Below are 13,546 nucleotides of genomic sequence, written 5' to 3' on the forward strand. Positions count from 1 at the left end.
TGACAAGAATAGCTTTATATAGATTGCTCGGACAACGCGACTTGATGGTTCAATTCTATTTTTAGCTTCTTGGCACACTCGATAATTTTCTTTCTATCGGCGGGGAGCGCGCCATACTCAATCGCCGTCTCTCGCATTTGTACCGTGACATCATAGTGTGGATAGCTGGCATTGCGATGAAACAAGCGCTTGTCTACATCAATCAATGCCGCAAATTCATGCAACTCTTGCAGCGTATCTGCCAGCATATGACACCATCTGTGGCCTTTAAACTCTATACGTACAAAATCCACATATATCGCCATACCTTACCTCTCTTATTCGTAAAACGTTAGCGCAGTTCACGTATATTCTTTTTTAACTGCTCCAGCACTTTTTGATACTCAGCATCACTGGTATCCAATACGTTAAGGCGCCCATAACGTAACTGTCGATAGTCTTGTTGAATGGACACAATTTTAGCCTGTCTATCTCTTGTATCAGTACGACTTCCTTGACTCCGACCAGTTTGATTATCACTGTCTTGATTACTGACAATCTGAGGACTCGCTTGATTGTTTTGATCAATCGTTCTTGCCAAGCGTTCAAGCCAAGCCAATTGCCCTTCATTATCTTGTCGCGCCAGCAACTTATCTCGTTTACTGAGACGTTTTGACAGTCGCGCCAATGGTCGGTCTACTGGATGCCAGCGCTTGCGGCGACGTTGCCAGATGATCAACACCAAAATCACCATTACTATAATAGCACTCGTCGCCAACCAGATAATTTGCTCCATGACCGAGCGGATATTAAACCACTTTAAGAGTGAATCTGCTTGTTTACCTTGATCGTAGCCGACGACATCCTTTTGCCAATAGTAGCTGGCCTGATCTGACAAACGACGTAAAGATTGTAGCATTTGATACTGCTGATAATTGATTTGTGCACCAGCGCCATCACCAAACATCGACGCCCCTCGTGACTGCGTGAATGCATTCATACCTTGCTCTACGCGCTCAGGCGCCACAAAGCTTGTCGGATCTACACGTACCCAACCTTGACCCTCAAGCCAGACTTCCGTCCAAGCATGCGCATCCTTTTGTCGCACTTCCCAGACATTACCACCACGGCTCAGCTCTCCACCTTGATAGCCTGCCACAACGCGCGCTGGAATACCTGCCGCTCGGAGCATAAAGGTAAAGCTTGAAGAATAATGCTCACAAAACCCCGCTTTGGTCTCGAATAAAAATTCATCAATACGGTTGGTATTTAACCTCGGCGGCGATAGTGTGTAACGAAAATCCGTTTGGTTAATCCAACGCTCAATCGCACTTATATAGCGAATAGGATCTGACCCTGATTGAGCGAAGAGCTGCTTGGCCAGTATACGCGCTTGCGGATTACCGTCGGCTGGCAATGCCAGATTTAGCTGGCGTAGTCCTTCGTTCAAAACGGGATCGATACGCATTGGCGTAAACTGTAGAACATCGTAACGCAGCTGTTGAGTGACAGGCTGATCTTTTAACAACGTGAAGTCTGATGTCACACTAACGTCTGAGCGCTGCGAAAAAGGATAATCGAGTCCAAACAGCCAACTTTGCTGAGTGGGTTCTAGAACAATCTTATAACTTTCCGGTGATGTTTTTGCCTCATCAGGGACTGTAGCAAGCGCATTTTCTATCCAAACAGGCATTTGCTGTGACGGTCGCCATTGTCTTTGCTGCGGACTTGGCCGCCATGTGACACCATCAAAATCGCTAAATACCAATCCTCGCCAATAAAGCTCCTGCTGCTGCGGGCGATTATTTTCGAATTCCACACGAAATGCCAGCTCAGTAGATTGCCCCAAATTGGCAAAATCACCGGGAGACATACTGTCAGACACGCCAGTAGTCGCTTGCCCACTTGATAGCTGTACTGACCATAGTGGCGGCAGACGCGGAAAGAATAAAAACAGTACCACCAATAATGGCAATGCGCCGATACCCAAGACGCCGAGCGTACGTAGTCGACCCTCACCGCGAGTATTGCTATCATCATTTAGTGCAATGAACGCCAGTAATACAATGACTGCACCGACGACCACTTCTAGCGTTGTCACCAAGCCTTGATCCATCAAAAATAGCGCAGCAAGTACAAACAGCGATAAGTTCAGTACGACATAAGCATCACGGCGCTTATACAACTCCCAAAGCTTACTTATTAGGCATAGCACCAAAAATGCCACACCCATATCCAGTCCAAATGCTGTGCTATAAGTCAGCCACAGACCTGCCAGCCCCAATAAAAAGCCAAGCATTTGCATGCCTTGATACACGCGTTTTAAATGACGTATTTCTTTAAAACGTGCCTTTAGCCTTGGTAGCTGGGCGATAATACTGACTATCGCAAATCCTATTAACCACAAAGGCAAGTGAGCTGCATGAGGCAAAATTACAATCACTTGAGCGATTAATACCCAATGATACGCTGGTAGTGCCAATAATTTTCGATACCATTTATTTTCGCGGTTCGGTGTGGCATGAGATTTGATACGCCGACCTAATGCTAATTGCTCGAAACTAACAGAGCCGGCGTTAGAGACATCTCTAGAAGCGTTTGTAGACGGGGTTTTTATAAAGCGTTGAGAGTCTGTCATGGTGCTTTCGCCAATCTTAGCAAGCAGGTTTGTGCAAACCCGTCACCTTCACCCAGTGGTACAGTAGAGGGTCCGTCATTCGGTAAGCGCATTTTAAATGGTACACCTAATTGACCCAACGTCATCGCACCATACGCCAATTGGGCAAGCTTCTGCTCATGATGCGCAGCTGGCATATCTAGATAATCTAAGGTTTGCTCGTGACCGACAGGATCAGCAAAGTGCTTGGTAAACATGCCCTGTCCACGCGCAACATGTCCCCAAGAAACGCGCGCCAACGACTCTCCTTCTCTATAAGTGTCTAAGCGGTCAAAATCATCTTGACCTTGTCGATATTGACCGCCCGTTGGCAGATCTTCCAAGCTTGCTACTGAGTAATGCGTTTGCCAATCAAATACTTCTGGCTTCGGATAAACCCAAGTAGTCCGCGCAAAATACACATAAGACCATGCACGCATAATACCCAAAGGATAAACCGTTTTGATTGTCAATCTTGGCAATTCGAGCTGACCGCGATGATAGGTCTGCACAGGCAAATGAATGACTTGCTCATCTTGTAGCTGGGTGACAAGTACAGAATGTTGACTGTCTTCGTTGTTTTTATTTTTTTTATCAGCGCGTTTATTCGTTTTCTTATTGTGCTGATCAAAGGTAAATAGTAGTTGGCGTCTTGGTTGGCCACTATTATTACGTATGCGCAGAGACACCCAAGCTTGCGCACCTGCTTCTGTCATGGTCACTTCGAGCAAAGATACGTGTAACCCTGAAACATGAGCAAAGGTCACATGAAAACTGATCAGCCAAACACTGACTAGATAGAAACACAACCCCAGCACCAAATTGTTGCCATAGTTGATACCAGCGATAAAGGTGATGACCAATAGCACTGCAAACAACATACCTTCACGGCTAAAAAAAATATAGATATTGCGCAAATTGAGTGTCGCACTGTCACCTTTGGGCGCACGCGAGGCAAACCAACGACTTAATGCTGACGTTGCAGGAGCAGTTAAGGCTTCTGGCAAAAGTCTCATGATTACCCTATTATTCTTACTATCGAATTGAAAACACCACAAGCATTTGGGTTTTTAATGTACAACAGGAACTTCTGCCAAGATACGCTGTGCAATGGTCTGCGGCGCTTGTCCACCGCCCGTCACATGGGCTGGTACAAACCGCTGGCCCAAACGGTGATCCGTGACTGCTGCAAATACCGCTTGAATATCTTCAGGCGTCATCTCCATATGCCCCGACACATACGCATAAGCCTGTGCAGCGCGCTGTAGTGACAATACACCACGTGGTGATAGACCATGATACTCTTGACTCGCTCGAGTTTTCGCAACCAGACGCTGTAGATAATCTAAGACCACATCGGCAACATAAACTTGCTTGACCCCTTGTTGTGCCAACAACACCGTTTCTGTATCAAGCATTGCCTCTAAGTCTTTTAAGAGTTCGCGGCGATCTTCACCTTTTAGCAATTCGCGCTCTGCGGCAGGTGAAGGATAACCCAGTGACAAACATAGTAAAAAACGATCCAACTGCGATTCAGGCAGTGGATATACACCTGCCTGCTGTAAAGGGTTTTGCGTCGCAATCACAAAGAATGGTTGCGGTAAACGATACGTCTGCCCATCTTGCGTCACTTGCCGCTCTTCCATTGCTTCTAACAAAGCACTTTGTGTCTTAGGGCTAGAGCGGTTGATTTCATCAGCGAGTAAAAGCTGGGTAAAAATAGGGCCTGGCCGGAACTCAAATTTCAATTTGCTTTGATCATAAATACTCATACCCAGAATATCAGCAGGCAACATATCGTTAGTGAACTGCACTCGGCTAAAGCTCAATCCTAGCAACTGTGACAATCCTTGTGCCAAAGTCGTCTTACCCATACCTGGCAAATCTTGCAACAATAGGTGTCCACCCGCCAAGATGCCGCTGAGAGCCAACTTAACGGCTTCTGGCTTATCCAACACAATTTGATTCAATTGCAGCATCATTTGTGCGATTTTTTGCTGATTGTGGCGATAGTCGGTCGCTGAATGGGTCATAGTAATTTACTGGCTCACTTTTATAGGAGTAACGATATTAAATAAGAAATGCTCTTTACTGTCTTTTACTATGAATTATCTTCTACTATTGGTGCTGCGGCACGAAGCGTTGACAAATAAGCAATCAAATCCGTACGCTCTTTAACATCAGGCATAGGGTCTGAGAGCATCTTTGAGTCTGGCATGGCTTTTTGAGCATCAGCAATATAAGGATCAAGTGTTTTTGCATCCCATACCCAACCTGATTGCATCAACCCTTCACTATAATTGTAATCTTTTAGCTGAGCGGCTGGCGCACCATATATGTTCATCAACTGTGGGCCTTTTTTATTGAGACCAGCATTGAGCTGATGACACTGGCTACAGGCTTGTTTATAAATAGCCGCGCCATTAGTAGCGTCACCCTCAGTATACAAAGGTAATGTAACAGGTGCACGGTGATCAGGTGGCGTATGCTCACAAGCGGTAAGTAATAAAACAGCGGCAAAAATACCGCTTAATTGAAATCTCGTAAGAATAGACATTTTTAGCAATCTTTGGTTGAGGAGTGTCAGCTAGGATGAACGATATCAACCATAATGTAGAATGAAACACAGACAACGTAACATCAGTTATCCCTAACTGTCTGTAAAAACACAGCGTTGTCTAGGAGGGCCTAACCCAATAAACAACGCTTATAGAATAATTGTAATCTGTAGATTTTATGGTACGGGCCATAGTGTAACTATCAAAACTGGTATTTAATTTGCAATTTTTATCGTGCTGCTCGGCTCTTCTAAATAAAAGCCTTGCAAGTAGCGTGCGCCCACGCTCCACGCAACAGACATGGTTGCCGCATCTTCAATATAAGGCATAAGTACGTCGACATTGACCTCATTGGTACGCCCAATAAGAGACTTAACCGCCTCTAAATTGTCCGCTGAATCAATACCTTCTACATAACTATGAGCCAAACGCACCATGTCTGGCTGCACAAAACTGGCGATTTCTATCGATCTGGCAGAAGAGCCAAAGTTGTTGATACCCATCTGACAACTGACTTGACCCAGTGCCGAAAATTGATTTTTTGCTACCGTTAAATGATCTGAGATATCTTTTTCATTGAACTGCAATGTCAACGTGCCAGCAGCGCCGCCGACAGCTTTTATCAGTTGGCTGACCACATCAGGCAGTTTTTTATCAACCAATGAAGCACTGGTCAATTGCACCAGCAATCTGGCTTCAGGATGCGTTTTTCGAACCTCATTTATTTTTTTACAAGCATTGATTAGCACCCAACGATCTATCTTTTCGCGCAATTTGTGTGTTTTGGCCACTGCCATAAACTGATCAGGAGTTAGAACGGTGTTTTCGGCATTCGCCAACGGCAATCGTAGATAGACTTCAAAAAAATCGCTGCGATCATGAGTGATATCGTATATAGGCTGGAATGATAACTCAAAGCGATTATTGGCAATCGCATCAACCAAAGATTCAGCCAACGCATGATCATCACTATTTGCATGCTCGCTTGGATCGTACAAATGATAAGTACCACCATGATTAGAGGTTTCTATCATAATTTGATTAATGGCATGCATGGCACGCTCAAGCAGTATACTGGGCTCGGCTGTATTTCTCTCTATCTTGACGACACCAATACTGACCGTGGTACTAACTGTGCGTTTGTCCACTTCAATAAACATCTCACTGATGCGCAAGTTAATATGCTTGGCCAGCTTTTCAAGCTCTGATGTCGTTTTGTCTTCTACAAGAATGGTAAATGCCGTATCACTAAAACGGCTTACATGTCCGTCTGTTATCAGCTCATCTAACGTATAAGCAACCTGTTTGACGGTTGCATCCACTCCTTGTAAGCCCAGACTGCTATTAATTTTACCGACATTATCAAGCTGAATATAAAACAACGCTGCCGTCAGCAAACCTTGCTGCGCTTGCTGGTATACGATGGCTATTTGTTCTTCAAAGCCAAGGCGATTATCAATACCTGTCAAGCTGTCTTTACGTTCAGCCGCTGCTAAGCGTTTGGCCACTTCGGCACTGTTATTACTGTTTTGTTGAATAATGACTTGAGTAACTGGCTCACCTTCTAAGGTCGCTGCAGCCAACTGTAGCTTTGCTTCAAAGGTGCTACCATCCTTGCGTAAGCTTTCAAATTTAAACTCTACTTCTTGCCGACTGCCTTTATCGAATTGACGCAAAAACTGCTTGAAACCCTTGACGTTATCACCGCCTGCAATCAGGTCAATAATAGGTACACCGATGGCATCATTCATCGATTCAAAACCAAAAAGCTGAAGATAAGGGTCATTTGCGAAGATATGAATACCTTGATCTATATAAGCAACGGCACTTTTAGAGTTTTTGATCAAAACATTGGCACGTTGCTCTGCTTCAGAGATGACATGACGTAAGGTCTTGAGCTCACGGCGACTGCGTAAATTGTCATGCTGCAAACAAATAGACATCACCACTGCCATCTCTTGATCAGCTCTAAGCGCTTTGACCATGGTGCCACTAATAGTAATAGGCAATCCTTCGTCATTAAAGGCAGTTGTGGCCATCTCTTCACTCGCTAAGCAGATCATGGGCAGATCAATCCCTTGCTCTTGGACGATAGCCACCACATCTGTAAAGCTCATATCATACGCATTGCCAAATACCAAAGTATCCCAAGGTTGTTGCCGCAGCGACTTTAATAACTCCTCTTTGTCATCCAAAAACCCCAAATTTACGGTGTCATAATAATTTTCTAACAAGGATACAAGGCGCTCAGCATAGAGCTGATCGTCATCAATGACTAATAGATTTAAAGTGGACTGAATGCGCATAAGAAGCCTTTAGAATCTTGTGAACTTATTTTTATATTTTGCTTTACCTGTCATTATAGACAATAATTCATCTGGTTGCAGTTTAACTTACCTTCATCCTGAACTGGTGCGACTATTTAAACAAAAACATGAGCAAATTATAGTTTTGCCACCTCATATTGGCTAAATTCATCAGTGACCAGTAGTCTAGACCCCAAACGTAAAAGAGTTTGGTTGTTGTTGATACGCATGATTACTCTGTCATTTTTCTGAAAATAGGCCGTTGGCACTATTAATGTGCCTGTGGTTTTTAGCTGCTCGTTTTTACCAAGGATAAATGCTGGCACAAAATGTTTATTGCGGGTTTCTCTACCTTCTAAACGCAAGCCACAAGCTACTAATGTATGTCCAAGCACTTGCCAGTCAACCTCAGTCTCTTCGTTATCAAAGTTCAGCCAGCGAACTATTCCCATTGACCAATCAGTCGGCGCGCTCGCATCAGATCGGCAAACCAAAACCAAACTCATGACAGCCAGCGGTGGCGGAGCAGTCGATACCAATTCATCATTTTCATCATTAGCAGTCATTGCTTTCAAGTTGACTTTCTCATTGTCTACAATAATGGCATCATTCGCTACTGCTTCGGCACGGTTTGAGAGTGTTTGTGTGTCGTTTTTATTGATCGTCAATAGACTGCCTGCGTCTGTAGCCAGTTGAAACGTACGAAATAAGGATGCTTCATTATTACTACCCAAAGTCTCGCTGATCAATAGGCGGCGGCCATTCTGTTTTTGGCCGTCTGTATCATAATAAGGTCGCTGCTCCTCTGGCAGATCCTTCATTGCAATCAAGTTTGCAAAGTTTTTTGAACCGCTAACATGGTAGTGAATGGTATTAAAGCCTGTCATCAAAACGGCTTCTTTTTTGATAGGGAACTTCGTTGCTAGACTAGGTTTTGGCTGCAAATAGCGATACGCAATCATCATCGCTATTTTATTTAATAAGCAATATTCAACACCTTCACTCCCCTCTTCAAGCAAGGCTTGCCTACGTGTCTCAAGATGATCAACCACGGGCGTGAGTTCTATAAATAAGCACTGACAATGGTCCTCGTATGGATTAATGTCAGAATTGGCCGTCAAATAAGTGGGCGGATTATCGCTCTGCAAATCGACGAATACCCGTGTCTCCGTCCTTGGCTCTATCGTTGCGACGATATGCCTAGCCCATTCAGGCAACAAACGCTGTACAAGCAAAATATTGGGGCGCGGCATGGCACGTACGTTCAACAAACTGTGCAAACAAATTTGACAGTAAAGCTGATGCACCGTATTGGCATATTGAGTGACTTTAGTGAGATTGATCATACTCAAATTGGTATTGACTACATGGTGCTGATACGCAAGAGAATACAGCTGATTGATTTTGGCCCACAAGTAAGACGAGGGTTTTTGGTAACACATGGCATCTTCGACCATCAGCTTTTGGTACATGAGTAGCGCCTGGTAAATAGCCGTAGCAAGCGTTATTGAGGAGGCTCTATTGGTTTTAAAATAGCGTTGCCAGACTTTGCCTGTAGGATATTTTCGCTGACTGATGGGCAATGATTGTTTATGACATATCACTCTGTCATAAACCATTATGATGAGATAATAGAGTGATTTTACCTGAGCGGCATAAGCTATCTGCCCATCACTAAGCGCGCCTATTTCATAAATATAGTGTTGACGTAAAGTCGCGATGAGTTGATCTGTGGCATCTATCACTGTCGCTGTGAGTTTCAGACGTTGCTGCTCATCTATATTGGTGCTGCGTAATACGATGAGTATTTTTTCTAATTGCTCAGCTTGTTGTGCTGGCGTTTGAGAAGGCAAAATCGCCAATAGTTTGAGCAAATAATGCTCTTGACCATCAACTGATCGGTTCGATAGTGGTAACGGTGGCTCTGATAGCGACTCTTTAGAAGATAAGATCTCTTTAGAAGATAGATACTCTTGAAACGTTGATAAAGTGATCATCAGTATTCCTAGGAACTAAGGCATGTCCTCATCTTTATAAAATGAGATAAATTTTAATCAACAAAAAAAATCGCAGACAATATTTACATATTAATCAAAAGCTTGACACCATTTAGCATAAACTTAACCGTTTACGGTCTGACAAAATTACTATCGAACCAATTTGGGACATACCTAGCAGGACTTTTTTTGTATGTAACCACTTCAAAAATAGAATAGAACAAGCCTACTTATCTATTTGTTTTGTGCGCTTTACGCACTCACAACCCTTCTTTTTTATCAGTTTTTTAATATATCATAATGTCTTTATTAAGCGTTACTGTAAACGTCAACTGGTACCTTAAAGTGCCTATTCGGCAATTCTCTTACCAGCTTAGGAACCAAATATCCAGGCAATGCTGCTAGCAATGACCAGTAAAGCTCAACTGCCGATCGCTCATCGCTATCAAAGTGAGCGGCACCCGCTACCTTATCCAGTACGTGTAGATAATAAGGCAACACGCCAGCGGAGAATAAACGCTGACTCAGTCGTGTTTGAACCTCAACGCTGTCATTAATGCCTGCTAGCAAAACAGCTTGATTCAATAAAGTAATGCCAGCCGTGCGCGCGCGTTGCAAGTGCTCTGCGGTCAATGCATCAATCTCATTGGCATGATTACAGTGGATAACCATCACAATATGACAGCGACTTTGAGACAGTCTGTCCAATAACGCATCATCTAAACGTGCTGGAATGACCAATGGTAAGCGGGTATGCAGTCGAATGGTGGTCAACTGCGGAATGGACTCTAACGTATCCAACCAAGCAAATAAACGTCTGTTTGTCACGTTTAGAGGATCGCCACCGCTCAAAATGACCTCATTGATCTCAGGATGGGCAGCGATATAGTTAATGATATTTTCTTTTGCATCAGCCGTTGGCATATTGGCACTATAGTCAAAATGCTGACGAAAGCAGTAGCGACAGTGAATGGCACATGCGCCTGTAATGGTCAATAATACCCTTGACTGGTATTTATGTAGCATGCCTTTGACGGGGTTTTGCGTTTGCTCGCTCAAAGGATCTGATACATAGCCCGTTACTTTGATTTGTTCACGCTGATCTGGCAATACTTGTTTTAATAAAGGATCATTTCTATCACCCACAGTCATTTTTGCCACAAACGCACGCGGCACTCGCAGCTCAAAATGCTTAGGCACATAGACCTCTGCACGTAATGATTCAAGCTTTAGTATGCCAAGCAGCTCGTCGACAGAGGTAATGGCTTCGGATAATTGCGTTTGCCAGTTTTTTTGTGTGATTAAATGGTTTATCATGACAGCCTACTATCTGTGCCTAAAAGGCGATATTATACGCCCTTACGGTGTACCCTATCAAAGTATACCAGTTACCCTCTAAGCACTTGGCGTAACCGCAGCTTTTTGTATAGTAAGCCCTACCTATCATAATATTTACAACCCCTAGGAGTCTCTTGTGGCAAGTTTTTCTACTAATGAATTTAAAGCTGGTCTAAAAGTTATGCTCGATGGCAACCCATGCGCCATCCTTGAAAACGAGTTTGTCAAACCTGGTAAAGGTCAAGCCTTTAACCGCGTTAAGTTGCGCAACCTTCGTAGTGGTAAAGTACTAGAGCAAACGTTCAAATCAGGCGACAGCTTAGAAGCCGCTGATGTAATGGATACTGAAATGAACTATCTGTATAACGATGGTGAGTTTTGGCACTTTATGCATCCTGAAAGCTTTGAGCAGATCCAAGCGGACAAAAATGCAATAGGCGATGCGCCTCAGTGGTTAAAAGAAAACAGCAATGCACTGTGTACTATCACTTTGTTCAATGGTGCACCTTTATCAGTCACCCCGCCAAACTTTGTGGAATTACAGATCACTGAAACTGATCCTGGTGTGCGCGGTGATACTTCAGGTGGCGGCGGTAAACCTGCTAAGCTAGAGACAGGCGCTGTCGTACGTGTGCCATTATTTGTACAGCAAGGTGAAGTCGTGCGTGTTGATACGCGTACTGGTGATTATCAAACTCGCGTTAATTAATAATACTTAGTAAGCATGGATACTATTTATCCATGCTTCAATAAAAAAGCTGAACCCTTATCAAGCGGTTCAGCTTTTTTTGCGCTTACGATTACTATAATCACACGATAGCTACTACTAGCCCCCGTTATCAGCAACTTCTGAATTCCTACTCTTCTTCGTCCAATTGCTTTTGTATCAGCCAGTATTGTACCAATGCGTTTAATTGCTCTTGTTTAAACGGTTTGGTGCAATAATCCTGCATACCCACTTTTAAATATTTTTCGCGCTCACCATCCATCGCGTTGGCTGTTAAAGCAATGATAGGCGGCAATAAATGGGGTTCATAGAGTTCATGCAACTTAATAGTGGTCTGCACCCCATCCAAAATCGGCATATGATGATCCATCAAAATGACGTCATAACGTTCAGGCGACAACGCAAACATCTCAATGGCTTGCTGTCCATCTGTGACGTGCGTGACTGTATGACCGCTGTTGGTCAGGGCTTTTTTGGCAATAATGGCATTGACGGCATCATCTTCAACCAACAGAATATGACCTGCACGCTCATGGGTCGGCTCAACCAAAGTAAAATCATTCGTCTCTTGCCATGTCTCATATTGATTTTCATTGATAGTAGGTAGCGGCAACAGAACACTAAAAGTAGTACCGACTCCAACTTCACTATCGACATCAATATAGCCGCCCATCAAATCGACCAAAGACTTACAAACAGAAAGCCCTAGCCCAGTACCACCATAAAGACGATGTGTAAATTTATTTGCTTGATCATAGGCATTAAATATCGCTTCTAAAGAGTCTGCTTTGATACCCACGCCCGTGTCTTTGACTTCGATACATAAGGTCATGACTTCACGATGTCCATTCATACTGTTAGCAGTTTGGCCACTGAGATTTTGACCATTAGAAGCACCAGAAACCGCATGGTTACTTATGGGGCTTTTTTGAACGTCGTTATTACGGTGTGCTTGAATATTATGATCATCATGGTCATGACAATGACAATTTAACAAATGCTTGACATCGATACTGACTCGTCCGCCTTCACGAGTGAATTTAATCGCATTATTGACAAGGTTTGCCAAGATTTGTTTGAGGCGTACTGGATCCCCTTGTACATAAGGTGATAACGACTCAGTGTAGTGGTAATCTAAAATCAATCCGCGCTGACGTGCTTTCACCGCAAAAAGACTGACCACTTCATTACATAGTGCAGACAAATTGACTGGCACAGAATCGATGATCATTTTGCCAGATTCTACTTTTGACAAATCCAAGATGCCGTTAATGATTGACATCAAATGCTCATTAGACACTTTAATATTGTCTATGTACTCTTGCTGTTCACGGCTGAGTTTGGTTTCTCCCAGCATCTCTACCATACCGATAATACCATTCATTGGCGTGCGGATTTCATGGCTCATGTTGGCCAAAAAGTCTGATTTCATCTCGTTGGCATGTTTGGCATCACGCTGCTTGTCTTGTAGTTGCAAGGCATCTGCTGCCATCGTTGCAAACTGTGCCAGTATCTTCGCTTGCTGCTCACTAAAGTGATGATTGGCCTTCATGTCCATCAAGCACAAAGACCCCAAGCGGTAGCTCTTATTGTCCTCATACATGATAATCGGCGCACCCGCATAAAACCGCAAGTAAGGCGGTTGTGCCACCAATGGATTTTGGCTAAAACGACTGTCTTTGGATAAATCAGGTACGATAAAAACCTCGTTGGACAATACCGTATAATTGCAAATAGCAGCTTCACGTGACGTCTGACAAATATCACCGAGTCCGTAGCCTGATTTTAGATACTGTACTTCTTCATCCATGAAGGTGATGGTCACGACGGGCATGTCAAAAAATAACTTTGCAAGATCAATCAGCCGTCTAAATGCAGGCTCATCATTATTATTAAGCACTTGGTATTTTCTCAGCTTATTGATGCGTTCTGCTTCGTCTACCGCTACTGGGTAACTGTGTTTAGGTGAGTTGAGTATAGACAAG

General features: G+C 43.7%; 10 protein-coding genes. 1 reads left to right on the forward strand and 9 read right to left on the reverse strand.

Going from position 1 to position 13,546, the window contains the following annotated elements:
• Positions 1-14: 14 nt before the first annotated feature.
• The 8 genes from ACT3TH_RS03355 to epmB form a co-directional block, all read right to left on the reverse strand.
• On the reverse strand, positions 15-305 hold the full coding sequence (locus ACT3TH_RS03355) for a DUF4031 domain-containing protein (protein WP_444754440.1): 291 nt from the start codon (positions 303-305) through the stop codon (positions 15-17).
• Positions 306-331: 26 nt separating this feature from the next.
• Positions 332-2,617: a transglutaminase family protein gene (locus ACT3TH_RS03360; protein ID WP_444754441.1), complete on the reverse strand. Its 2,286-nt coding sequence runs from the start codon at positions 2,615-2,617 to the stop codon at positions 332-334.
• Positions 2,614-3,651, reverse strand: coding sequence for a hypothetical protein (locus ACT3TH_RS03365; RefSeq protein WP_444754442.1), 1,038 nt, complete (start codon positions 3,649-3,651; stop codon positions 2,614-2,616). Before ACT3TH_RS03365 ends, ACT3TH_RS03360 begins: the two co-directional genes overlap by 4 nt.
• Positions 3,652-3,705: 54 nt before the next feature.
• Positions 3,706-4,668, reverse strand: coding sequence for an AAA family ATPase (locus tag ACT3TH_RS03370; RefSeq protein ID WP_444754443.1), 963 nt, complete (start codon positions 4,666-4,668; stop codon positions 3,706-3,708).
• 68 nt (positions 4,669-4,736) lie between these two features.
• Positions 4,737-5,192, reverse strand: coding sequence for a c-type cytochrome (locus ACT3TH_RS03375; protein WP_444754444.1), 456 nt, complete (start codon positions 5,190-5,192; stop codon positions 4,737-4,739).
• A 216-nt stretch (positions 5,193-5,408) separates the two neighbouring features.
• On the reverse strand, positions 5,409-7,499 hold the full coding sequence (locus ACT3TH_RS03380; RefSeq protein ID WP_444754445.1) for an EAL domain-containing protein: 2,091 nt from the start codon (positions 7,497-7,499) through the stop codon (positions 5,409-5,411).
• Positions 7,500-7,636: 137 nt separating this feature from the next.
• Positions 7,637-9,496, reverse strand: coding sequence for a hypothetical protein (locus tag ACT3TH_RS03385; RefSeq protein ID WP_444754446.1), 1,860 nt, complete (start codon positions 9,494-9,496; stop codon positions 7,637-7,639).
• A 309-nt stretch (positions 9,497-9,805) separates the two neighbouring features.
• Positions 9,806-10,813, reverse strand: a complete 1,008-nt coding sequence (epmB, locus tag ACT3TH_RS03390) for an EF-P beta-lysylation protein EpmB (RefSeq protein WP_444754447.1) — start codon at positions 10,811-10,813, stop codon at positions 9,806-9,808.
• A gap of 157 nt (positions 10,814-10,970) precedes the next feature.
• Between epmB and efp the strand changes: the two genes are divergently transcribed.
• Positions 10,971-11,543 carry an elongation factor P gene (efp, locus tag ACT3TH_RS03395; RefSeq protein WP_444754448.1) on the forward strand — a complete coding sequence of 191 codons (573 nt, stop codon included), beginning with the start codon at positions 10,971-10,973 and terminating at the stop codon, positions 11,541-11,543.
• Positions 11,544-11,691: 148 nt separating this feature from the next.
• On the opposite strand, the gene ACT3TH_RS03400 is transcribed toward efp, so the two are convergent.
• Entirely contained in the window at positions 11,692-13,545 is a 1,854-nt protein-coding gene (locus tag ACT3TH_RS03400) for an ATP-binding protein (protein WP_444754449.1), read from the reverse strand.
• Position 13,546 lies beyond the last annotated feature (1 nt).

Source organism: Psychrobacter sp. AOP22-C1-C5, from assembly GCF_052378885.1.
In the GTDB taxonomy this organism is placed as follows: Bacteria; Pseudomonadota; Gammaproteobacteria; order Pseudomonadales; family Moraxellaceae; genus Psychrobacter.

Coding starts and splice junctions, on each gene's coding strand:
- ACT3TH_RS03355 (WP_444754440.1), bottom strand. CDS start 305: ATGGCGATATATGTGGATTTTGTACGTATAGAGTTTAAAGGCCACAGA.
- ACT3TH_RS03360 (WP_444754441.1), bottom strand. CDS start 2,617: ATGACAGACTCTCAACGCTTTATAAAAACCCCGTCTACAAACGCTTCT.
- ACT3TH_RS03365 (WP_444754442.1), bottom strand. CDS start 3,651: ATGAGACTTTTGCCAGAAGCCTTAACTGCTCCTGCAACGTCAGCATTA.
- ACT3TH_RS03370 (WP_444754443.1), bottom strand. CDS start 4,668: ATGACCCATTCAGCGACCGACTATCGCCACAATCAGCAAAAAATCGCA.
- ACT3TH_RS03375 (WP_444754444.1), bottom strand. CDS start 5,192: ATGTCTATTCTTACGAGATTTCAATTAAGCGGTATTTTTGCCGCTGTT.
- ACT3TH_RS03380 (WP_444754445.1), bottom strand. CDS start 7,499: ATGCGCATTCAGTCCACTTTAAATCTATTAGTCATTGATGACGATCAG.
- ACT3TH_RS03385 (WP_444754446.1), bottom strand. CDS start 9,496: ATGATCACTTTATCAACGTTTCAAGAGTATCTATCTTCTAAAGAGATC.
- epmB (WP_444754447.1), bottom strand. CDS start 10,813: ATGATAAACCATTTAATCACACAAAAAAACTGGCAAACGCAATTATCC.